The organism is Pseudomonas sp. MWU16-30322, assembly GCF_020515535.1.
GTDB lineage: Bacteria > Pseudomonadota > Gammaproteobacteria > Pseudomonadales > Pseudomonadaceae > Aquipseudomonas > Aquipseudomonas fluorescens_H.
Genome location: NZ_JAIWYL010000007.1, coordinates 38180 through 59394, shown reverse-complemented (window position 1 = coordinate 59394; position 21215 = coordinate 38180). Strand labels below are relative to the sequence as shown.

The 21215-nt window shown below is 61.6% G+C and carries 23 protein-coding genes; 11 read left to right on the top strand and 12 right to left on the bottom strand.

What is annotated here, in order from left to right; genetic code table 11:
- Positions 1–20 precede the first annotated feature (20 nt).
- Positions 21–632: a c-type cytochrome gene (locus LCH64_RS15655; RefSeq protein WP_201136139.1), complete on the bottom strand. Its 612-nt coding sequence runs from the start codon at positions 630–632 to the stop codon at positions 21–23.
- A 32-nt stretch (positions 633–664) separates the two neighbouring features.
- Positions 665–970: a c-type cytochrome gene (locus LCH64_RS15650; protein ID WP_003220307.1), complete on the bottom strand. Its 306-nt coding sequence runs from the start codon at positions 968–970 to the stop codon at positions 665–667.
- A 191-nt stretch (positions 971–1161) separates the two neighbouring features.
- Here LCH64_RS15650 and yihA point away from each other — a divergent pair, with 191 nt between their 5' ends.
- On the top strand, positions 1162–1812 hold the full coding sequence (yihA, locus tag LCH64_RS15645) for a ribosome biogenesis GTP-binding protein YihA/YsxC (RefSeq protein ID WP_003220309.1): 651 nt from the start codon (positions 1162–1164) through the stop codon (positions 1810–1812).
- A gap of 410 nt (positions 1813–2222) precedes the next feature.
- On the opposite strand, the gene polA is transcribed toward yihA, so the two are convergent.
- The gene (gene polA, locus LCH64_RS15640) at positions 2223–5027 is read right to left on the bottom strand and encodes a DNA polymerase I (RefSeq protein ID WP_226500694.1); all 2805 of its coding nucleotides are present in this window, start codon (positions 5025–5027) and stop codon (positions 2223–2225) included.
- Between the two features lie 74 nt (positions 5028–5101).
- On the opposite strand from polA, the gene LCH64_RS15635 reads away from it, so the two are divergent.
- Both LCH64_RS15635 and LCH64_RS15630 read left to right on the top strand, forming a co-directional pair.
- A complete protein-coding gene (locus LCH64_RS15635) occupies positions 5102–5398 on the top strand; it encodes a DUF2782 domain-containing protein (RefSeq protein WP_003220313.1) in 297 nt (98 codons plus the stop codon).
- 61 nt (positions 5399–5459) lie between these two features.
- Positions 5460–6413, top strand: a complete 954-nt coding sequence (locus LCH64_RS15630) for a homoserine kinase (RefSeq protein ID WP_226500693.1) — start codon at positions 5460–5462, stop codon at positions 6411–6413.
- Positions 6414–6504: 91 nt separating this feature from the next.
- On the opposite strand, the gene LCH64_RS15625 is transcribed toward LCH64_RS15630, so the two are convergent.
- Positions 6505–7425 (bottom strand): zinc ABC transporter substrate-binding protein ZnuA, encoded by a 921-nt coding sequence (locus tag LCH64_RS15625; RefSeq protein WP_103484039.1) that lies wholly within the window; start codon positions 7423–7425, stop codon positions 6505–6507.
- A 66-nt stretch (positions 7426–7491) separates the two neighbouring features.
- On the opposite strand from LCH64_RS15625, the gene LCH64_RS15620 reads away from it, so the two are divergent.
- The 4 genes from LCH64_RS15620 to LCH64_RS15605 are packed head-to-tail and all read left to right on the top strand — an operon-like array spanning position 7492 to position 10291.
- Positions 7492–7974 carry a Fur family transcriptional regulator gene (locus tag LCH64_RS15620; RefSeq protein ID WP_003220319.1) on the top strand — a complete coding sequence of 161 codons (483 nt, stop codon included), beginning with the start codon at positions 7492–7494 and terminating at the stop codon, positions 7972–7974.
- Entirely contained in the window at positions 7974–8759 is a 786-nt protein-coding gene (gene znuC / locus LCH64_RS15615) for a zinc ABC transporter ATP-binding protein ZnuC (protein ID WP_226500692.1), read from the top strand. Before LCH64_RS15620 ends, znuC begins: the two co-directional genes overlap by 1 nt.
- Positions 8752–9540 (top strand): zinc ABC transporter permease subunit ZnuB, encoded by a 789-nt coding sequence (gene znuB / locus LCH64_RS15610; RefSeq protein WP_003220321.1) that lies wholly within the window; start codon positions 8752–8754, stop codon positions 9538–9540. Before znuC ends, znuB begins: the two co-directional genes overlap by 8 nt.
- A 37-nt stretch (positions 9541–9577) precedes the next feature.
- Complete coding sequence (locus LCH64_RS15605; RefSeq protein ID WP_003220324.1) at positions 9578–10291, top strand: PA5502 family lipoprotein; 714 nt, start codon at positions 9578–9580, stop codon at positions 10289–10291.
- A 95-nt stretch (positions 10292–10386) separates the two neighbouring features.
- Here LCH64_RS15605 and katE read toward each other — a convergent pair whose 3' ends face one another.
- Positions 10387–12528 carry a catalase HPII gene (gene katE / locus LCH64_RS15600; RefSeq protein WP_226500691.1) on the bottom strand — a complete coding sequence of 714 codons (2142 nt, stop codon included), beginning with the start codon at positions 12526–12528 and terminating at the stop codon, positions 10387–10389.
- Between the two features lie 260 nt (positions 12529–12788).
- Here katE and LCH64_RS15595 point away from each other — a divergent pair, with 260 nt between their 5' ends.
- The 3 genes from LCH64_RS15595 to LCH64_RS15585 all read left to right on the top strand — a co-directional run bounded on the left by LCH64_RS15595 (position 12789) and on the right by LCH64_RS15585 (position 15319).
- Positions 12789–13796, top strand: coding sequence for a methionine ABC transporter ATP-binding protein (locus tag LCH64_RS15595; RefSeq protein ID WP_027610230.1), 1008 nt, complete (start codon positions 12789–12791; stop codon positions 13794–13796).
- Positions 13796–14470, top strand: a complete 675-nt coding sequence (locus tag LCH64_RS15590; RefSeq protein WP_003220331.1) for a methionine ABC transporter permease — start codon at positions 13796–13798, stop codon at positions 14468–14470. Before LCH64_RS15595 ends, LCH64_RS15590 begins: the two co-directional genes overlap by 1 nt.
- Before the next feature lie 78 nt (positions 14471–14548).
- On the top strand, positions 14549–15319 hold the full coding sequence (locus LCH64_RS15585; RefSeq protein WP_226500690.1) for a MetQ/NlpA family ABC transporter substrate-binding protein: 771 nt from the start codon (positions 14549–14551) through the stop codon (positions 15317–15319).
- 173 nt (positions 15320–15492) lie between these two features.
- On the opposite strand, the gene LCH64_RS15580 is transcribed toward LCH64_RS15585, so the two are convergent.
- From LCH64_RS15580 to LCH64_RS15560, 5 genes are read right to left on the bottom strand one after another with little or no spacing between them, the layout of a single operon-like run.
- Positions 15493–16128, bottom strand: a complete 636-nt coding sequence (locus LCH64_RS15580) for an SCO family protein (protein ID WP_226500689.1) — start codon at positions 16126–16128, stop codon at positions 15493–15495.
- Entirely contained in the window at positions 16125–17024 is a 900-nt protein-coding gene (cyoE, locus tag LCH64_RS15575) for a heme o synthase (RefSeq protein WP_003220336.1), read from the bottom strand. The genes LCH64_RS15580 and cyoE overlap by 4 nt, the downstream gene beginning before the upstream one ends.
- Positions 17012–18091: a COX15/CtaA family protein gene (locus LCH64_RS15570; RefSeq protein WP_226500688.1), complete on the bottom strand. Its 1080-nt coding sequence runs from the start codon at positions 18089–18091 to the stop codon at positions 17012–17014. Before LCH64_RS15570 ends, cyoE begins: the two co-directional genes overlap by 13 nt.
- Positions 18092–18101: 10 nt before the next feature.
- Positions 18102–18695, bottom strand: a complete 594-nt coding sequence (locus LCH64_RS15565; protein WP_201136132.1) for a hypothetical protein — start codon at positions 18693–18695, stop codon at positions 18102–18104.
- Positions 18661–19401, bottom strand: a complete 741-nt coding sequence (locus tag LCH64_RS15560) for an SURF1 family protein (RefSeq protein WP_103519935.1) — start codon at positions 19399–19401, stop codon at positions 18661–18663. The genes LCH64_RS15565 and LCH64_RS15560 overlap by 35 nt, the downstream gene beginning before the upstream one ends.
- Positions 19402–19471: 70 nt before the next feature.
- On the opposite strand from LCH64_RS15560, the gene LCH64_RS15555 reads away from it, so the two are divergent.
- Entirely contained in the window at positions 19472–19675 is a 204-nt protein-coding gene (locus LCH64_RS15555) for a twin transmembrane helix small protein (protein WP_003220344.1), read from the top strand.
- A 7-nt stretch (positions 19676–19682) separates the two neighbouring features.
- Here the strand turns inward: LCH64_RS15555 and LCH64_RS15550 are convergent, their stop codons facing one another.
- Together LCH64_RS15550 and LCH64_RS15545 are read right to left on the bottom strand one after the other, a co-directional pair.
- The gene (locus LCH64_RS15550) at positions 19683–20570 is read right to left on the bottom strand and encodes a cytochrome c oxidase subunit 3 (protein WP_103483956.1); all 888 of its coding nucleotides are present in this window, start codon (positions 20568–20570) and stop codon (positions 19683–19685) included.
- A gap of 25 nt (positions 20571–20595) precedes the next feature.
- Positions 20596–21147: a cytochrome c oxidase assembly protein gene (locus LCH64_RS15545; protein WP_226500687.1), complete on the bottom strand. Its 552-nt coding sequence runs from the start codon at positions 21145–21147 to the stop codon at positions 20596–20598.
- Positions 21148–21215 lie beyond the last annotated feature (68 nt).

Below are 21215 nucleotides of genomic sequence, written 5' to 3'. Positions count from 1 at the left end.
TAACGCTCGATTCAGGACGGTTAGTGCAGGCCCTGGATGTAGCTGGCGACCGCGGCGATGTCTTCGTCGCTCAGTTTGCGTGCGATGGTGCGCATTGGCATGGAGTCGCCGTCGTTGGCGCGACCGCCTTCTTCCTTGCGGAATTCGGTCAGTTGTTTGGCGATGTATTGAGCGTGTTGGCCACCCAGGTGCGGGAAGCCTGCGGCGGCGTTGCCGGCACCGTTCGGCGAGTGGCAGCCGGTGCAGGCCGGCAGGCCTTTTTCCAGGTTGCCGCCACGGAACAGGGCTTCACCACGCGCGACGATTTTTGGATCGGCAGCGCCGACGCTGCCTTTCTGGCTGGCGAAGTAGGCGGCGATGTCGGCGAGGTCCTGATCGCTCAAGTTGGTCAGCAGGCCGGTCATTTCCAGAACGACGCGCTTGCCCGATTTGATGTCGTGCAACTGCTTGTCGAGGTAGCGTTCACCCTGACCTGCCAGTTTCGGGAAGTTTGGCGCCATGCTGTTGCCATCCGGGCCATGGCAGGCCCCGCATACGGCAGCTTTCGCCTGGCCGGCGGCGGCGTCACCGGCAGCATGGGCGAAGCCTGAAATTCCCACGGTCAACAGCAGACTCACGATCAATTTGTTCATCAGCTAATCCAACTACGGCTAAGGGTTAAGAGTTATGGACCGGGTTTACTCTCGCTCATCCAAAGGATGATGGCCTGGTAATCCTCGGCACTGCAGTCCATGCACAAACCACGCGGCGGCATCGCCTTGAAACCCTGGGTCACGTGTTGCACCAGCGTCCCCATACCTTTCGCCAACCTCGGCGTCCAAGCTGCCTGATCGCCTCTTTCGGGCGCCATGGGTAGTTGGCCGGAATGACAGGCACCACAAACACGGTTGTACACGGCTTCCGGTTCCTGTGTAGCCTGTGCGCCGCAAAGCGGTATCAGGACTCCGGCAGCCAGCAGCCATTTCGTCATAAAACGACCTTTTCAGGGTTGAGAGCGTTCTGCGTTCTGATGCGCAATCAAGGTCTTTGGCTCTCGTGAACTTCATCCTTCGCTGGGACAAAGCACACACAAAATCTGCGGCATTATATACTGGCGTCACTGAAACGGAAGCGACACCGCGTTCCGCGCCCAATCCCGGCGCCGCCCACATCGGAAATCCCATGCAACTCAAGAATCCCATCCTCGGCCTGTGCCAACAGTCCACGTTCATGCTCAGTGCCGCCAAAGTCGATCAATGCCCTGACGACGAAGGCTTCGAAGTGGCATTCGCCGGTCGTTCCAACGCCGGTAAATCCAGCGCACTGAACACCCTGACTCACGCCAGCCTGGCGCGCACCTCGAAAACTCCGGGTCGCACACAGCTGTTGAACTTCTTCAAGCTAGACGATGAACGGCGTCTGGTCGACCTGCCGGGCTACGGTTATGCAAAAGTACCGATCCCGCTCAAGCAACACTGGCAGCGTCACCTCGAGGCTTACCTCGGTGGCCGCGAGAGTTTGAAGGGTTTGATTCTGATGATGGACATCCGTCATCCAATGACCGATTTCGACCTGCTGATGCTCGACTGGGCCGTTGCCGCCGGCATGCCGATGCACATTCTGCTGACCAAGGCCGACAAGCTGACCTATGGCGCCGCCAAGAACACGCTGCTGAAAGTGCAGTCGGAAATCCGCAAGGGCTGGGGTGATCTGGTGACGATCCAGCTGTTCTCGGCGCCAAAACGCATGGGCCTGGAAGAGGCCTACACTGTGTTGGCAGGCTGGATGGAACTGGCTGACAAGGGCGCCGAAGCGGCGACCGAGGCAGAATAAGGGAATATCAAAACTGTCTGTGGTGCTGCCAGGCAAGGCAAAAGTGCAACAAAAAAGCGGAGTTTAGGGGACCTAAATGAGCATTTTTTGTTGCGCTTTTAACGCAGCATGGCTGCGCCACAGGCAGTTTTGAGGCAAAAAAAGCCCCGGACTTCATATGGGGAGGGAGAAGTTCCGGGGTTTAAGCTCCGAACCGCTAGGGCGGGGTTCAGATATCTGCCAACACTTAACACAACATAGGAGCATTGAAGGGCTTCACCAGCCATTCAGTATCTCTGAGTAGTGAGTTGTCAGATTAGTTCAGATTTTTTTCAAAAAGCTTTGGAATAACCCCAAGCGCGTTTCGAAATAAGCGCGTTTCGGGCGTTTGCCGCGACGGTGTGTCGCGGCAAACGCCCGGGCCAGATGCCTTAGTGCGCTTCATCCCAGTTGTTGCCGACGCCGACTTCCACCAGCAACGGCACGTCCAGCTTCGCCGCTTCGCTCATGTGCAGGCGGATTTCCTGGCTGACCTGATCGACCAGATCCTCGCGAACCTCCAGCACCAGTTCATCGTGCACCTGCAGGATGACTTTGGCGTCCAGCCCCGAAGCCGCCAGCCAGTTATCCACCGTCACCATGGCTTTCTTGATGATGTCGGCGGCGGTGCCCTGCATCGGCGCGTTGATCGCCGTGCGCTCGGCGGCAGCGCGTTCCTGCGGCTTGTTCGAGTTGATCTCCGGCAGGTACAGGCGACGACCGAAGAAGGTCTCGACATAGCCCTGATCAGCGGCCTGCTTGCGGGTGCGCTCCATGTATTCGCGCACACCCGGGTAGCGGGCGAAGTAGGTGTCGATGTAGGCCTTGGCGGTCTTGGTGTCGACGCCGATGTCCTTGCCGAGCTTCTGCGCGCCCATGCCGTAGATCAGGCCGAAGTTGATCGCCTTGGCGCCACGGCGCTGGTCGGAAGTCACTTCATTCAGCTCAACCTTGAACACTTCAGCGGCGGTCGCGGTGTGCACGTCCAGATTGTTGCGGAAGGCGTTCATCAAGCCTTCGTCTTTGGACAGGTGGGCCATGATCCGCAGCTCGATCTGCGAATAGTCCGCCGCCAGCAGTTTGTAGCCCTTTGGCGCAACGAATGCCTGACGGATACGCCGGCCTTCAGCGGTACGCACCGGAATGTTCTGCAGGTTCGGATCGCTGGAGGACAGGCGCCCGGTAGAAGCCACAGCCTGGTGGTACGAGGTGTGGATACGCCCGGTGCGCGGGTTAATCTGCTCCGGCAGGCGATCGGTGTAGGTGCTTTTCAGTTTGCTCATGGAACGGTGTTCCATCAGCACTTTCGGCAGACGGTGATCGTCCTCGGCGAGCTTGGCCAACACTTCCTCGGCGGTCGATGGCTGGCCCTTGGCGGTTTTCTTCAGTACCGGCAGGCCGAGCTTTTCGTAGAGGATCACGCCCAACTGCTTCGGCGAGCCGAGGTTGAATTCTTCCCCGGCGATCTCGAATGCTTCGCGCTCCAGCGCGACCATTTTGTTGCCCAGCTCGATACTCTGGATGCCGAGCAGTTCGGCGTCGACGAACGCACCCTGCCGCTCGATGCGCGCCAGCACCGGCACCAGCGGGATCTCGATGTCGGTCAGCACACTGGCCAGACTCGGGATTGCGCTAAGTTTTTCAAACAGGGTCTGGTGCAGGCGCAAGGTGATGTCGGCGTCTTCGGCGGCGTACGGGCCGGCCTGTTCCAGGGCGATCTGGTCGAAGGTCAGTTGCTTGGCGCCTTTGCCGGCGATGTCCTGGAAGCTCACAGTGGTGTGGTCCAAGTACTTCTGCGCAAGGCTGTCCATGTCGTGGCGGGTCGCGGTGGAGTTGAGCACGTAGGACTCAAGCATGGTATCGAAGGCGATCCCGCGCACGTTGATGCCCTGGCTCTGATCGCCGCCGATGGCGCAATTGGCCAGGATGTTCATGTCGAACTTGGCGTGCTGGCCGACCTTGAGCTTGTTCGGGTCTTCCAGAATCGGCCTCAGCGCGCGCAGCACGGTGTCGCGATCCAGTTGCTCGGGCACGCCGATGTAGGAGTGGGTCAGCGGAATGTACGCCGCTTCGTTGGCCTGCACCGCGAACGACAGGCCGACCAGTTGCGCCTGTTGCGCGTCGATGCCGGTGGTTTCGGTGTCGAAGGCGAACAGCTTGGCGTTGTTCAGTTTCTCCAGCCAGACGTCGAAACGCGCCTGATCGAGGATGGTTTCGTAAGCGGCTTCAGCGGGAGCGGCTGGCGCTTCGGCTTCAGGCGCGCCGAACAGATCGCCAGCCGGCGCAGGCTCGGCGGCCGCGTTCAGTTCCTGGCGCTTGGCGTCGCGATCCAGATCATTCAGCCAGCTCTTGAATTCCAGCAGGGTGTAGAGCTCGTAGAGCTTGGCCGGGTCTTCCGCGCCCATCTGCAGGTCGTCGAGGCCGATGTCCAGCGGCACATCGACCTTGATGGTCGCCAGTTGGTAGGAGAGGAAGGCCATCTCCTTGTGCTCTTCGAGCTTGGCCGGCAGGGTCTTGGCCCCACGGATCGGCAGGGTCGGCACAATGTCGAGATTCGCGTAAAGCTCGGTGAGGCCACCGTTGACCCCGACCAGCAGGCCGGAAGCGGTCTTCGGGCCGATGCCCGGTACGCCCGGAATGTTGTCGGAAGAATCGCCCATCAGCGCCAGATAATCGATGATCTGCTCGGGAGCGACGCCGAATTTCTCCTTCACGCCCTCCACGTCCATCGAGCTACCGGACATGGTGTTGACCAAGGTAATGTGACCGTCGACCAGTTGCGCCATGTCCTTGTCGCCGGTGGAGATGATCACCGGGCGGTCCGCCGCCGCACTGCTGCGGGCCAGGGTGCCGATCACGTCGTCAGCCTCGACGCCTTCCACGCACAGCAGCGGGAAGCCGAGGGCGATCACGCTCTGGTGCAGCGGCTCGATCTGCACGCGCATGTCGTCGGGCATGCTCGGACGGTTGGCCTTGTATTCGGCGTACATCTCATCGCGAAACGTCCCGCCCTTGGCGTCGAAGACCACGGCGAACGGGCTGTCCGGGTACTGCTTGCGCAGACTCTTGAGCATGTTCAGCACACCTTTGACCGCGCCGGTCGGCAGGCCTTTGGAGGTGGTCAGTGGTGGCAGTGCATGGAACGCGCGGTATAGGTAAGACGAACCGTCCACCAGGACGAGGGGGGCTTGGCTCATGAGCAGAATCAACCTTTTCGGCGGGCCCGGCGCTAGAATAGCGGGACCGTTGACGACAAAGGGACAAGGTTATCATGCGTACGTTAAATCGCTTGCTGCTGGTCAGTTTGATTGCTGTCTCACCGCTGGCCGCGATCGCGGCGGATGATGCGCCGTCAAAGGAGCCGGAAGTTACCATTAACACGCACACCGAAGGCGACAAGGTCATTCAGGAATACAGCCGCAGTGGCTTCGTGTATGCGATCAAGGTCACGCCGAAGGGCGGTAAACCGTATTTCCTGGTGCGCGCCGATGGTTCGGACGCGAACTACATCCGTTCCGACCAGCCGGATATGCTGATTCCGTCGTGGGAAATCTTTACCTGGAAGTAAGATTCCCGACTTTTAATCGGCGCCGCTTGATCGCGGCGCCCGAACTGAGCAGTTTTTAACCATGTCTGTGTTCACCCCCCTGGCTCGGCCCGAGCTGGAAACCTTTCTCGCCCCTTACGGGCTCGGCCGTCTGCTTGATTTCCAGGGGATCGCCGCCGGCAGCGAAAACACCAATTTCTTTATCAGCCTGGAGCAGGGCGAATTCGTCCTGACCCTGGTCGAGCGCGGCCCGGTGCAGGAAATGCCGTTCTTCATCGACCTGCTCGACGTCCTGCACGAGGCCGATCTGCCGGTGCCCTACGCGCTGCGTACCACCGACGGCGTGGCGCTGCGTGAGCTCAAGGGCAAACCGGCGCTGCTGCAGCCGCGCCTGTCCGGCAAGCACATCAAGGTCGCCAACGCCCAGCATTGCGCGCAGGTCGGCGAGTTGCAGGCGCATCTGCACCTGGCGACCCAGGGCGAGCGCATGATCAAGCGCAAGACCGATCGTGGCCTGGACTGGATGCTGGAGGAGGGCACCGAGTTTCTTTCGCACCTGAGTGACGAGCCGCGTGCGTTGCTGCACAAGGCACTGGAAGAAATCACCCTGCAGAAAGACAAAATTCTCGCGCTGCCACGGGCCAACATTCACGCCGACCTGTTCCGCGACAATGCGATGTTCGAAGGCACGCACCTGACGGGTCTGATCGACTTCTATAACGCCTGCTCGGGGCCGATGCTCTACGACGTGGCGATTGCCTTGAACGACTGGTGTTCGGACGAGGAAGGTTTGATTGACGGGCCGCGTGCCCGCTCATTCCTCGGTGCCTATGCGGCGCTGCGCCCGTTCACGGCCGCTGAAGCGGAGCTATGGCCGACCATGCTGCGTGTGGCGTGTGTGCGGTTCTGGTTGTCGCGGTTGATCGCCGCCGAGCAGTTTGCCGGGCAGGACGTGCTGATTCACGATCCGCAGGAGTTCGAGCAGCGTTTGGCGCAGCGGCAGCAGGTGCATACACCGCTACCTTTCGCCCTTTAAAAGCTTCGCGAGCAGGCTCGCTCCCACAGGGTCTCGGCGATCCTGTGGGAGCGAGCCTGCTCGCGAATGGGGGCAACACCTATGCCGGGGATTACAACGATTCCAGGCACCCGGCCAAATCGTTGCCCAGCTTCTCCAGCACCTGCTCATACCCCTGAGCTGTCGCCGGCGTATAGCCGCCCAGTGCATCCAGCTCCGCCAGCTTCACCGGCAGGCCTGCCACCAGGGTTTCCGCCAGGCGCGGACGCAGCGGGGGTTCACTGAACACACAGGTCTTGCCCACTTCCTGCAGGCGCTTGCGCATCGCGGCGACATGCTGCGCGCCCGGTTGGACTTCGGCGGCCACGCTGAACACGCCAGTGTGCTTCAGGCCGTAAGCGTCTTCGAAGTAATCGAACGCCTCGTGGAACACGAAGTACGGTTTGCCCTCGACATCGGCCATGCGCTTCTTCAAGCGTGCATCCAGTGCGTCGAGGCGCTCATCGAAAGCCTTGGCGTTGCTCTGATAGCGTTCGGCGTTGGCCGGATCGGCTGCGCTGAGGTCGGCAGCCATTTTCTCGGCAATGACCCGCGCGTTGACCGGCGATAGCCACAAATGCGCGTCCAGCGTGCCCGGGCGATGATCGTGATCATGCTCGTCGGCGTCTTCGGCGTGGGAGTGGCTGTCTTCGGCGAAGCGGCGCAGCTTCATGCCCGGCAGATCCTGCACGGCCACGCTTGGCAGCGTACGACCGTTGAGCACGCGGGGCAGGAAACCTTCCATGTCCGGGCCGATCCAGTACAGCAGATCCACCGATTGCACCTTGCGCACGTCGGACGGGCGCAGCGCGTAGTTATGCGGCGAAGCGCCCGGCGGCAGCAGTACTTCGGGAATCGCCACGCCGTCCTGCACGGCCGCGGCAATCAGCTGCAACGGTTTGATGCTGGTGAGGACCTTGACCTCGGCCTGAGCCGAACCGATCAGCAGAAAACTGGCGATAAACGCCACAAAAACAGAAAAAAGTCGGGACACGATGACCACTCAAGGAGGCGAGAACGGGTAACATAATAACGTCTCTATCAAAACTCGTCGCCGCCCATGCCTATTACACCGATTGCCAGCCGTCCACACGACCACTCTCATTGCGTGCACAGCGCACTGACCGAGGCCGATACCTTGTGCGCCCAGAAAGGCCTGCGCCTGACTGCGTTGCGCCGGCGGGTGCTGGAGCTGGTGTGGCAGAGCCACAAGCCGCTGGGCGCCTACGACATTCTGGCGGTGCTCAGCGAGCAGGACGGCCGCCGCGCCGCGCCGCCGACCGTGTACCGCGCGCTGGATTTCCTCCTGGAAAATGGCCTGGTGCACCGCATTTCTTCGCTCAACGCCTTTGTCGGTTGCGTGCATCCGGAACATGCGCATCAGGGCCAGTTCCTGATCTGCCGCGACTGCCACGCCGCCATTGAGCTGGAACAGAAAGCTATCAGCGACGCGATCATCAATAGCGCCAAGGATGTCGGTTTCATCGTCGAAGCACAGACCGTCGAAGTGGTCGGCCTGTGTTCCGGTTGCCAGGGGGCCTGATGAGCAACCCGTTGATCCGTCTGGAGCACGTCGCCGTCACGTTTGCCGGGCAGACCGTGCTGGACAACATCGAGCTGAGCGTCGAGCCGGGGCAGATCGTCACCCTGATCGGTCCCAACGGCGCCGGCAAGACCACACTGGTGCGCGCCGTGCTTGGCCTGCTGAAGCCTGACAGCGGCAGTGTCTGGCGCAAGCCGAAACTGCGCGTCGGCTACATGCCGCAAAAACTTCACGTCGACCCGACCTTGCCGCTGTCGGTGCTGCGCTTCCTGCGTCTGGTGCCGGGTGTTGATCGCCCGCGTGCGCTGGCTGCGCTGAAGGAAGTCGGCGCCGAGCACGTTATCGACAGCCCGGTGCAGAACGTTTCCGGCGGCGAAATGCAGCGCGTGCTGCTGGCCCGGGCGCTGTTGCGCGAGCCGGAATTGTTGGTGCTCGACGAGCCGGTGCAGGGCGTGGATGTCGCCGGCCAGGCCGAGCTGTACAGCCTGATCACCCGCTTGCGCGACCGGCATGGTTGCGGGGTGCTGATGGTCTCGCACGATTTGCATCTGGTGATGAGCACCACCGATCAGGTGGTCTGCCTCAACCGACACGTCTGCTGTTCCGGGCATCCGGAGCAGGTCAGCGGCGATCCGGCGTTCGTCGAGCTGTTCGGCAAGAATGCGCCGAGTCTGGCGATCTATCACCACCATCACGACCACGCCCACGACCTGCACGGTTCGGTGGTCAAGGCGCCCGCTGCGGGCCACACCCACGTTCACGGAGACCACTGCAAGCATGGCTGATTTTCTGTTGTATGCCCTGCTTGCAGGTCTGGCGCTGGCGCTGGTGGCCGGGCCGTTGGGTTCGTTCGTGGTCTGGCGGCGCATGGCCTATTTCGGCGACACCCTGTCCCACGCCGCGCTGCTTGGCGTGGCCCTGGGCTTTCTGCTGGATGTCAGTCCGACGGTGGCGGTGACCGTCGGCTGCCTGCTGCTGGCGGTGCTGCTGGTGACGTTGCAGCAGCGTCAGCCGCTGGCGTCGGACACGCTGTTGGGGATTCTCGCGCCGAGTACGCTCTCTCTTGGCCTGGTGGTACTAAGCTTCATGCATGAAGTGCGGATCGACCTGATGGCCTATCTGTTCGGCGACCTGCTGGCGATCAGTCCGACCGATCTGGCGTGGATCCTCGGTGGCAGCGCGGCAGTGCTGGTGCTGCTGGTGACGCTGTGGCGGCCGCTGCTGGCGATTACCGTGCATGAGGAATTGGCCAGGGTCGAAGGCCTGCCGGTGGCGGGTCTGCGCATGGCGCTGATGCTGTTGATTGCGGTGGTGATCGCGGTGGCGATGAAAATCGTCGGTGTGTTGCTGATTACTTCGCTGTTGATCATCCCGGCGGCTGCGGCACAACGTCACGCCCGTTCGCCGGAACAGATGGCGCTGGGCGCGAGCCTGCTGGGCATGCTCGCCGTGTGTGGCGGGCTGGCGCTGTCATGGTTCAAGGACACCCCGGCGGGGCCGTCAATCGTTGTGACGGCAGCCGCACTGTTTCTGCTGAGTTTTGTTCTGCCCCGTCGAGGGGTGTAGACTTGCTCGCTTTTTGCGCAAATAGAGAGTCGCAGGAATGAAGCCGTTCGCCTCCCGTTATCTGCTCCTTGTCGCATTTTCCGTGCTGCTGGGCGCCTGCCAAAGCACGCCGCCGGTGGCCGAAGCCCCCGACGCGCGGGCCACGGCCATCGCACAGCTGGAGCAAAGCCTGGCCAGCAGCGAACTGGCCACCGCCGAAGACCAATTGGCCGCCTTGCAGGCACAGAACCCCAACGATCAGTCGCTCGAGCAATACCAGCGCCAGTTGGCCGAGGCCTACCTGCGCCGTAGTCAGATCGTGTTGCAGAAAGGTGATGTGAACGCGGCAGCGACCGCACTGAGCCGTGCCCGCGCCCTGATGCCCAAGGCCCCGGCGCTGACCGGTGGCGTCAACGGCGCGATCACCGAAGCCCGTAAAGCCGAGCTGGAGAAAGCCGAAGCGGCGCTGCTGGCAGCCGAAGCCAAACCGAAAGCCAAGGTCATCGATCCGACTGCCGAAAGCACCACGGTGGCGCTGAACATCAACGATAGCCGCAAACTTCGCCGGCAACTCGACGCGATCGCCGCCGATGTGGTGAATTACGAATGTGCCGTGAGCATTCAGGCACCGCGTACTCAGGATTACCCTTGGCTGGCGACTCTGCTGAGCAAGCGGGTGAAGAAACTGAATCCGGATTTCGAGTTGCGCATCGAGAAGCAGATTCTGCGCACGGTGCCGGCGCAGATGGTTCTGATTCCAGCTAAACCCTGAAAAGCTTCGCGAGCAAGCCCGCTCCCACAGGTTCAGCGTGAACCCTGTGGGAGCGAGCCTGCTCGCGAAGGCGTCCTCTCAGGCAGCCAGTTTCCTTAAGCTGGAACAGCTTTGGCCTTAGGCTCGCGATCCCAAACCCGATGCTGCCCGATTGCCGCGAAGAACGGCTTGGTCAACCCCGGCACATCCTTGCCCTGCAGCAACCCCGCATCCGCCTCAAGCTTCAGCAGGTCCTGCAACTGCTTGGCCTCGCCGTGCAGCGCAATCGCCTTCAGGTGCTTGTACGCCTCCAGCAGGTAGTGCAACGCTACACCGTCAGCGCTCAACGCCTTGATCGACGCCGCGCCACCCGGCACGAACACCGCATCGAAGATCACCGAAGGCATGCCTTCCATGGAAGCGTCCACCGGCAGGGCTTTGCCGTCGGCCGTCTTCACCGGTGCCGACGTCGGGCCGAGCAGCTTGGCGTGGGCACCTTCCGCTGCCAATGCCTTCTTCATGGCATCAATTGCCGCACCATCGACACCGTTCGCCGCAAGAATCGCCACTTTTCGGGTTTTGATGTTCTCTGGCAGCAGATTGGCCTGACTCAGCGCTGGCGAATGATCGAACGAAGTCTTGCGCACCTCGACCGTGCCTTTGCTTGGCGCCGGCAGCCCGAGGTTGGCCGCGACACGTTTGGCCAGTTCCAGGTCGATATTGGCGAGAATCTCATTCACCTGCCGTGCACGGATGAACTCGCGCTCAACCTTGCCCAGCTCGAAGCTGTAGGCGGCGATGATGTGTTCCTGCTCGTGCTTGCTCATGCTGTTGAAGAACAGTCGCGCCTGCGAGAAGTGATCGCTGAACGATTCGCTGCGCTGGCGGATCTTGGCGGCGTCGATGCGTTCCGGATAAGTCTCGAAACCACCGTCCTGCGCGGCTGGCGGGGTTTCTTTCGGCCAGCCGCCATCAATCGAGTTCGGCTCGTAGGACGCGCGCCCCTTGTCGATCACCGTGCGGTGTTGGGCATCGCGCTGGCCGTTGTGGAACGGTGCCACCGGGCGGTTGATCGGCAGCTCATGAAAGTTCGGCCCACCGAGTCGGCTGATTTGCGTGTCGGTGTAGGAAAACAGCCGGCCTTGCAGCAGCGGATCGTTGGAGAAGTCGATCCCCGGCACGATGTGGCCCGGGCAGAACGCGACCTGCTCGGTCTCGGCGAAGAAATTGTCCGGGTTACGGTTCAGGGTCATCTTGCCCAGCGGGGTGATCGGCACAATTTCTTCGGGGATCAGCTTGGTCGGGTCGAGGATGTCGAAATCGAAGTCGTGCTCGTTTTCCTCCTCAATGATCTGCACACCCAGCTCCCATTCCGGGTAGTCGCCCATCTCGATGGCTTCCCAGAGATCGCGACGGTGGTAGTCGGTGTCTTTACCGGCGAGCTTCTGCGCCTCGTCCCACACCAGCGAGCAGGTGCCGGCGGTCGGGCGCCAGTGGAATTTGACGAAGCGCGATTTGCCCTCGGCGTTGACCAGGCGGAAGGTGTGCACGCCAAAGCCCTGCATGCTGCGCAGGCTTTTCGGGATCGCCCGGTCGGACATCGCCCAGATCACCATGTGCGCCGATTCCGGCACCAGCGAAACGAAGTCCCAGAACGTATCGTGGGCCGAGCCGCCGGTCGGGATTTCATTGTGCGGTTCGGGTTTTACCGCATGGACGAAGTCGGGAAACTTGATCGCGTCCTGAATGAAAAACACCGGCATGTTGTTGCCGACCAGATCGAAGTTGCCCTCGTCGGTGAAGAACTTCACCGCGAAACCGCGTACGTCACGCACGGTATCGCCGGAACCGCGCGGCCCCTGCACCGTGGAAAAACGCACGAACACCGGGGTCTTTTTCCCCGGATCCTGCAGGAAGCCGGCCTTGGTCAGCGTCGAATGGTTCTCGTAGGCCTGAAAGAAACCATGGGCGCCAGTACCGCGCGCGTGAACGATGCGCTCCGGAATTCGCTCATGGTCAAAATGCGTGATCTTTTCCCGCATGATGAAGTCTTCCAGCAACGACGGCCCGCGTGGGCCGGCCTTGAGGGTGTTCTGGTTATCGGCGACCTTCACTCCCTGATTGGTGCGCAGGGCCTGGCCGGTCGCGTCGGAGCGAAACTTCTCCAGACTGTCGAGTTTGGCGTTGGTGTTGGCGCGATCCTTGGTATCGGTTCCGGCCAGTTGGCTTTTGTCGGTCGTAGGTTTCTTGCTGCTCATCAGACGTAAACTCCTCGGTTGACCCCGTTTCAACGGGGACTCTTGAGCGTTTCCGGGCACGGTTACCCAGGGTTTCAAGTCGCTTAACTAGTGACCAATGAGCAGGAATGGGCGTTCCTTTTTTATGACCTTTGATCTTGTTATTGCCAAATCGAAGGTTAATTGCGAAATAAATGCTAAGAACCTCTATACGGACAGGCTAAAATGCGCGCCCGGCTAACCGCTGATCCTTTTCTAACGCGCCCCACAAGGTTCGCTACGTGATCGAGTTTCAAAACGTCCACAAAACTTACCGCGTCGCCGGTAAGGACATCCCCGCCCTGCACCCGACCAGTCTTTCGATTGAAAACGGTCAGGTCTTCGGCCTGATTGGCCATTCCGGTGCGGGAAAAAGTACCCTGCTGCGTCTGATCAATCGCCTGGAAGACTCCAGCGGCGGCAAGATCATCGTCGACGGCGAAGAAGTCACCGCGCTGGACGCCAACGGCCTGCGGCGCTTCCGTCAGCAAGTCGGGATGATCTTCCAGCACTTCAACCTGCTCGCCTCCAAGACCGTGGCCGACAACGTCGCGCTGCCCCTGACCCTGGCGGGCGAGCTGTCGAGCAGCGAGATCAATCAGCGTGTCGCCGAGTTGCTGGCGCGGGTCGGTCTGTCCGATCACGCCAAGAAGTACCCGGCACAATTGTCCGGCGGTCAGAAACAACGCGTCGGCATCGCCCGCGCCCTGGCGACCAAGCCGAAGATCCTGCTGTGCGACGAGGCCACCAGTGCCCTCGATCCGCAGACCACCGCGTCGGTCCTGCAACTGCTGGCCGAGATCAACCGCGAACTGAAGCTGACCATCGTCCTGATCACCCACGAGATGGACGTGATCCGTCGCGTCTGCGATCAGGTGGCAGTGATGGACGCCGGGGTGATCGTCGAGCAAGGCTCGGTGGCCGATGTGTTCCTGCATCCGCAGCACCCGACCACCAAGCGTTTCGTCCAGGAAAGCGAGCAGATCGACGAAAGTGAACAGCGCGATGACTTCGCTCACGTGCCGGGTCGCATCGTACGTCTGACCTTCCAGGGCGAAGCAACCTACGCGCCGTTGCTCGGTACCGTTGCCCGGGAAACCGGGGTCGACTACAGCATCCTCGCCGGTCGCATCGACCGCATCAAAGACATTCCTTACGGGCAATTGACCCTCGCCGTCACCGGTGGCGACATGGAAGCGGCATTCGCCCGCTTCACCGCCGCTGACGTTCATATGGAGGTGCTGCGTTAATGGAAGCCCTGATGAGTTTCTTCACCAATATCGACTGGTACGAAATCTGGCTGGCCACCGGCGACACCATGCTGATGCTTGGCGGATCGCTGCTGTTCACCGTGTTGCTCGGCTTGCCGTTGGGCGTGTTGCTATTCCTCTGCAGTCCGCGTCAGTTGCTGGAAAGTCGTGGCCTCTACGCCTTCATGTCGCTGGCGGTGAATATCCTGCGCTCGCTGCCGTTCATCATTCTGCTGATCGTGATGATCCCGTTCACCGTGCTGATCACCGGCACTTCGCTGGGCGTGGCCGGTGCGATTCCACCGCTGGTGGTAGGTGCGACGCCGTTCTTCGCGCGTCTGGTGGAAACCGCGCTGCGTGAAGTCGATCGCGGCATCATCGAAGCCACCCAGTCGATGGGCGCGACCACTCGGCAAATCATCATGAACGCCTTGCTGCCGGAAGCCCGTCCAGGCATCTTCGCAGCGATTACGGTGACCGCGATTACCCTGGTGTCCTACACGGCGATGGCCGGTGTGGTCGGCGCCGGTGGTCTGGGTGACCTGGCGATCCGTTTCGGTTACCAGCGTTTCCAGACTGACGTGATGATCGTCACCGTGGTGTTGCTGCTGATTCTGGTACAAGTGCTGCAAATGGTCGGCGACCGACTGGTCGTGCATTTCTCGCGCAAATAACCGGTTTTTGTAAATCAAGAGATGAGCCGGCCATTCGCTGGCAGGCGCCACACGGGCGCCTTATAAGGAGTTAGCTGAATGAAAAAACTGATCGCTGCTTTCGCTGCCGTAGCCGCTTTTTCGGCCCACGCTGAAACCCTGACCGTTGCCGCCACTCCGGTGCCGCACGCGGAAATCCTCGAGTTCGTGAAGCCGGCCCTGGCCAAAGAAGGCGTGGAACTGAAGGTCAAGGTCTTCACCGACTACATCCAGCCGAACGTACAGGTTGCCGAAAAGCGCCTGGACGCCAACTTCTTCCAGCACCAGCCGTACCTCGATGAGTTCAACAAAGCCAAGGGCACCAACCTGGTGGCTGTGACCGGGGTGCACCTGGAGCCGCTGGGCGCCTACTCGAGCAAGATCAAGGATCTGAAAGACCTGCCAAGCGGCGCCAACGTGGTGATCCCGAACGACGCCACCAACGGCGGCCGTGCGCTGTTGCTGCTGGCCAAGGCTGGCCTGATCACCCTGAAGGATCCGACCAACATTCTGTCGACCCCGAAAGACATCGCGCAGAACCCGAAAGACCTGAAAATCCGTGAACTGGAAGCCGCGACCATCCCGCGCGTGCTGACCCAGGTCGATCTGGCGCTGATCAACACCAACTACGCGCTGGAAGCCAAGCTCGATCCGTCCAAGGACGCGCTGGCGAAGGAAGGCAACGACTCGCCGTACGTCAACATCCTGGTGTCCCGTGCCGACAACAAGGACAGCGATGCGATGCAGAAACTGGCTGCTGCCCTGCACAGCCCGGAAGTGAAGAAATTCATCACCGAGAAGTACAAAGGCGCGGTATTGCCGGCGTTCTGATTTAGATTGCTGCAAAAAAAAGGGGGCGCCATGAGCGCCCCCTTTTTTTTGCCTGAAACACCGTCCTTGTGGGAGCGGGCTTGCTCGCGAAAGCGGTGTGTCAGCCAACATTTCTTTATCTGACCCACTGCATTCGCGAGCAAGCCCGCTCCCACAGGGGATCTCTGTTGGTCTTACTTGCGGTTAAGCATCACCGGCAGTTGCGCCACCAGTTTGGCGTTGTTCAGCGGCGCACGGATGAAGCCGCGCTGCGTGCCGTCCGGGCCGATCACCGCCAGGTTGCCGCTGTGATCCACGGTGTAATTCGGCTTGCTGGTGTCCGCCGGAATGAACGGAATACTCACCGCATTCGCGACCTTCTGCAGCTCTTCGATCGATTTCGGCGTCAGGCCGACGAACTGTGGATCGAAGTATCCCAGGTACTGCTTCAACTGCTGCGGGGTGTCGCGGTTCGGGTCGACGCTGACCAGCACGATCTGCAGTTTATCCACAGCATCCTTGGGCAACTCGCTCTTGATCTGGCGCAGTTGGGCGAGGGTGGTCGGGCAGATGTCCGGGCAGAAGGTGTAGCCGAAAAACAGCAGGCTCCACTTGCCTTTCAACTCGTCGATGGCGACCGGCTGGCCGTCCTGATTGGTCATGGTCACGCCCGGCAACGTGCGGCTCTGCGGTAGCAGGATGATGCCGGCGTCGATCAGCGCGGTGGGGTCGCCCTGGCCCTTGCCACTCAGCACTTTGTTGACGGTAAGTCCCAGGATCAGCGCGATCACGGCGACGAGGATGAAGACGGTTTTCTGGGTTCGAGTCATAGGTTCAACAGTAAGTAGTGGTCTACGAGCAGGGCGATGAACAACAGGAACAAGTAATAAATAGAGTACTTGAAGGTGTTGATCGCCGCGTGCGGCCGAGTGCCACGGTACAGCACCACGGCCCATTGCAGAAACCTTGCGCCCAGCGCGAGGGCGCAGATCAGGTAGAGCACGCCGCTCATGTGAATCACGTACGGCAGCAGGCTCACCGCGAGCAGCGCGAAGGTGTACAGCAGAATATGCACCTTGGTGTAGTGCTCGCCGTGGGTCACCGGCAGCATCGGGATGTCGGCCTTGGCGTATTCCTCCTTGCGATGGATCGCCAGCGCCCAGAAGTGCGGCGGGGTCCAGGCGAAGATGATCAGCACCAGCAGCAACGGTTCGGCGCTGACATGGCCGGTGGCGGCGGTCCAGCCGAGCAGCGGAGGAGCGGCGCCGGCAAGACCGCCGATGACGATGTTCTGTGGCGTCGCACGTTTGAGGAAGCCGGTATAGATCACCGCGTAGCCGAGTAACGAAGCGAGGGTCAGCCACGCGGTCAGCGCATTGGTGAACGTCAGCAGCATCGCCTGCCCGAGCAGCGCCAGCACCAGCGCAAAGGTCAGCGCCGCTGCCGGCGAAACCCGGCCCTCGGCCAATGGCCGTTTGTGCGTGCGCGCCATCACCGCGTCGATACGCCGATCCACCACATGATTAACCGCCGCCGCGCCGCCGGCACACAACGCAATCCCCAGATTGCCGAACACCAGCACCGTCCACGGCACCCCGGCGCGGGTCGCGAGGAACATGCCGACCAGCGAGGTGATCAGCATCAGCACCACCACTTTCGGCTTGGTCAGCTCCAGATAGTCACGCCACAGCGCTTGCGCGGGACGTTCGCCGATCAGAAGCGCCATGGCGTTTCTCCTTTAATGGTGATGGGCGCCGCCACGTGTTTGCGCGGGCTGAGGCGCCAGCGGGCGAGCACCGGCTGTTTGACCCGAACCAGACTGGTGCGCGCGTGATAATTGACCAACACCATGGTCAGCAGCAGCGCTGCGCCACCGGCGTTGTGGGCCACGGCCACCGGCAGCGGCAGATGGAACAATACGTTGCTGATACCGAGGGTGATCTGTGCGCCGAGGGCGACCAACACCAGTCCGGCGAGTCGGGTCATGCCGACGGCTTTCAGTTGCCAGGCCAGACCGAGCAGGACGATCGTTACCAGCAGCGCGCCGATGCGGTGGGTCAGGTGAATCGCTGTGCGCGCATCGCTGTCGAGTTGGCCGCCGAGATAATTGGGGCCGATGTGTTGGGTCAGATGAAAGCCGTTGGCAAAGTCCGCTGGCGGCAGCCACTGGCCGTGGCAGGTCGGGAAGTCGATGCAGGCCACCGCCGCGTAGTTGGAGCTGACCCAGCCGCCGAGGGCAATCTGGCCGATCACCAGCAACAGCCCCGCCGTCGCCCAATACTGCAAGCGCTTGGGCACGGTCAGCGCCGGTAGCACGCCGGACAGGCGCAAGGTCAGCAGAAACAGCAGACTCAATGTCGCAAAGCCGCCGAGCAGATGCCCGGTGACCACTTGCGGCCAGAGCTTGAGCGTCACCGTCCACATGCCGAACGCCGCTTGGGCGAGCACCACCGCCAGCAGAAACAGTGGCAGCTTCAGCGGCTGCCCCGGATGCCGACGATTGACCCAGGCGCGCCCGGCCAGAATCGCAATCAGCAGGCCGAGAGTGCCGGCGAAGTAGCGGTGGATCATCTCGTTCCAGCCCTTGTGCGCCACCACCGGCGAGTCGGGGTAATGCAGCTCGGCATGGGCCAGTTGGGCTTCGCTTTTCGGCACGCTGATAAAACCGTAACAGCCCGGCCAGTCCGGACAGCCCAAGCCTGCGTGGGTCAGGCGGGTGTAGGCGCCGAGCAGCACGACGATCAGTGCCAGCAGGGTGGCAAACAACGCGAGGCGAAATCCAGGTTTGGCCATGACGATGCCCTTATCCGATGTTCGACAGTTTCAGCAGGTGGCGCAGGTCGTTGAGCAGATCCTTGCCTTTGACACTCGGGTCGTAGCGCAGCACCAGGTTGCCGTGGGGGTCGATGATCCACAGTTGCGGCGTGGCCTTGTCGCCGGTGGTCTTGCTGAACGCAGCGCTGTCCAGTGGATAGCGTTGCAGCTGCGGGTATTCGCGGGTCAGCTTGGCCTCGTAGTCGGCGCTCAACGGTTGCGCGGCGGCGAGGGCGTGGCTGGCGCGACCGGCGTCGCGACCGAGGCCGATCTGGATCTGCCGCGCGAGGTACACCAGTTGCTGACAGTCCACCGCGCAATCCTTCGGCGCGGTCACCAGCATCTGCCAGCGCTGTTCATCGGCTTGTACGCCGAGGTCGGCGCGGGTCTGGCCGTTGCCGATCAGTTCGCCGTGGTAGCTGCGACCTTCCGGTACCCAGAACTGCAGTTTGTACATGCCGGTCGCCAGCACCATCGGGCCGACCACGCCGAGCAGAATCAGCAGCAGCTGAATCCGCCCGCGGCGGCGGGTGGCCGGGGTTTTCGCCTCAGACATGCTGGGTGGATTCATGGCCGTTCCCATGGTGTTTCTCCTTTGCGTTGTGCAATCCAAGGTAGAGGTAGAGGCCGAGCAGGGCGGTGGCCATGGCGAACCACTGCACGGCGTATCCAAGGTGTTTTTCCGGGCCCATGGCGACAACCGGCCAGTCGGCCTCATAGCTGGCGGGGCCGGGTTCGGCACGAAGTTCGTAGGCGAAGCCGTCGCGTTCGAGGGTTTTCCACAGCTTGGCCGGCTCCACGGCGGTGATCGTTTGCGGCCAGGTGCTGCTGGCCGGGTCGGCGTGCAACTGAAAGGTCGCGCCGGGGGCGACGTAGACCCAGGCATCCAGGTTGACCGCGTCGGTGGGGGTAGCAAATTGCGGCGTCACCCGGCGATCCGGCCATGGCAGCCAGCCGCGATTGACCAGCAGCCACTGGCCGGTGGCCCGATCCTGAAACGGTTGCAGCAGCTCGATACCGACCTTGCCGTTGCGCTGGCGGTTGTCGAGCAGCAGGCTGTGGGCGCCATCGAACTGGCCGTACAGATGCACGCGGCGAAAGGCCGGGTCGGCGCTGTGCAGCAATTCGCTGCTGGCCATCGGATCAGCCGCGCGGCGCTCGGCGTAAGTGGCGAGCAGGGCGGTTTTCTCCGCCCCCCGGCCCAGTTGCCAGAAGCCCAGTGACACCAGCAGCGGCAACAGCAACGCCACCACCACGGTCGGTATCACGCCCGGCCGGAAGCGCTTCATGGCCGTGCCACAAAGTCAGTCGTCGCGATCGCTATACTCAACTGCATCGCCTGTCCCCCGGAGTCTTCCCATGCTCAAAGCAGCCATCGTCCTGCTGCTGATTGCCACGGTGATCAGCCTGTTCAGCGGCCTGTTTTTCCTGGTCAAGGACGACAGCAGTTCCAATCGCCTGGTGATCGCCTTGAGTGTTCGGGTGGCATTGGCCGCGGCCACCGTCGGCCTGATCGCCTGGGGCTTCTACAGCGGCCAACTGGTGTCGCACGCGCCTTGGTGATCAGCGCTCAGAGTACGTAAACGAAGACGAACAAGCCGATCCACACCACATCGACGAAGTGCCAGTACCAGCTCGCCGCCTCGAAGCCGAACTGATGCTCGGCATCGAAATGGCCCTTCATGATGCGCATCAGCATCACGAACAGAATGATCGTGCCGATGGTCACGTGGGCGCCGTGGAAACCGGTGAGCATGAAGAACGTCGCGCCGTAAATGCCCGAACCCAGCGTCAAACCCAGTTCGTGATAGGCGTGCATGTACTCCTCGGCCTGCAATGCGAGGAAGCCGCAGCCCAGCAGCACGGTGATCGCCAGCCAGATTTTCAGCGCACCGCGATGGCCTTTTTTCAAGGCGTGGTGGGCGATGGTGATGGTCACGCTGGAGCTGACCAGCAGAATCGTGTTGATCAGCGGCAGGCCCCACGGGCTGATGACTTCCTTGGGCGGCGGGAACAGTTTCGGGTCCGGGGTGTGCAGCAGCGGCCAGGTGAACTGGAAGTTCGGCCAGAGCATGTGCGCGATGCCTTTCGGGCCTTCACCACCCAGCGCCGGGCCGGAAATGTGCCGCACGTAGAACAGTGCGCCGAAGAAGGCGACGAAGAACATCACCTCGGAGAAGATGAACCAACTCATGCCCCAGCGGAACGAGCGGTCGAGCTGCGGGCTGTACAGCCCGGCGCGACTTTCCTTGATCACCGCCCCGAACCAGCCGAACAGCATGTACGCCAGCAGCAGCCCGCCGACGAAAAAGATGTATGGGCCGTGGGATTCCGGGCGCGCTGCCTTCAGATCGTTGAACCAGGTCGCCAGGCCGTACACGGTGGTAACCATGCCGATGGTGGCGACGATCGGCCATTTGCTCTGGGCCGGAACGTAATAGTGCTCATGAGTTGCCATTTATTGTTCTCCTTATCGGGCACGCTTAACCGCCAGTGTTTGCAGCCACCGGTGGATGACGGGCGGTGATATCGAACAGCGTGTAGGACAGCGTCAGGTGCTTCACGTCCTTGGGCATGTCGCGGTCAATGATGAAACGCATCGGCATCTCGATCTGCTGACCGGGCTGCAGCACCTGCTGGGTAAAGCAAAAGCATTCGGTCTTGTGGAAATACGCCGCCGCTTCGCTGGGCGCGATACTCGGCACGGCCTGGGCGCTCATCGGTTTGTCGGTGGGGTTGCGGGCGACGAAGATCATCTCGTTTACGCCGCCGGGATGGGTCACCAGTTCCTCACCCTTGGGGTAGAACTCCCACGGCATGTCGGCGTTGTTCATCGACAGAAACTGCACGCGCACCTGCCGCGAGTTATCCACCACCTGCTCACCCTCGTACTGCCCGGCGGTCTTGCCGTTGATGCCGAAGGCCTTGCACATCACGTCGTAGATCGGCACCAGGGCAAAACCGAAGACAAACATTGCCACCACCACGCCGAGCAGGCGGATGACCAGTTTTTTCAGCGAGATCGAGTCAGCCATGAGTCAAGCCTCCCTCGAAGGTGCGAGTGAGCCTTTGTGGCGAGGGAGCTTGCTCCCGCTGGGTTGCG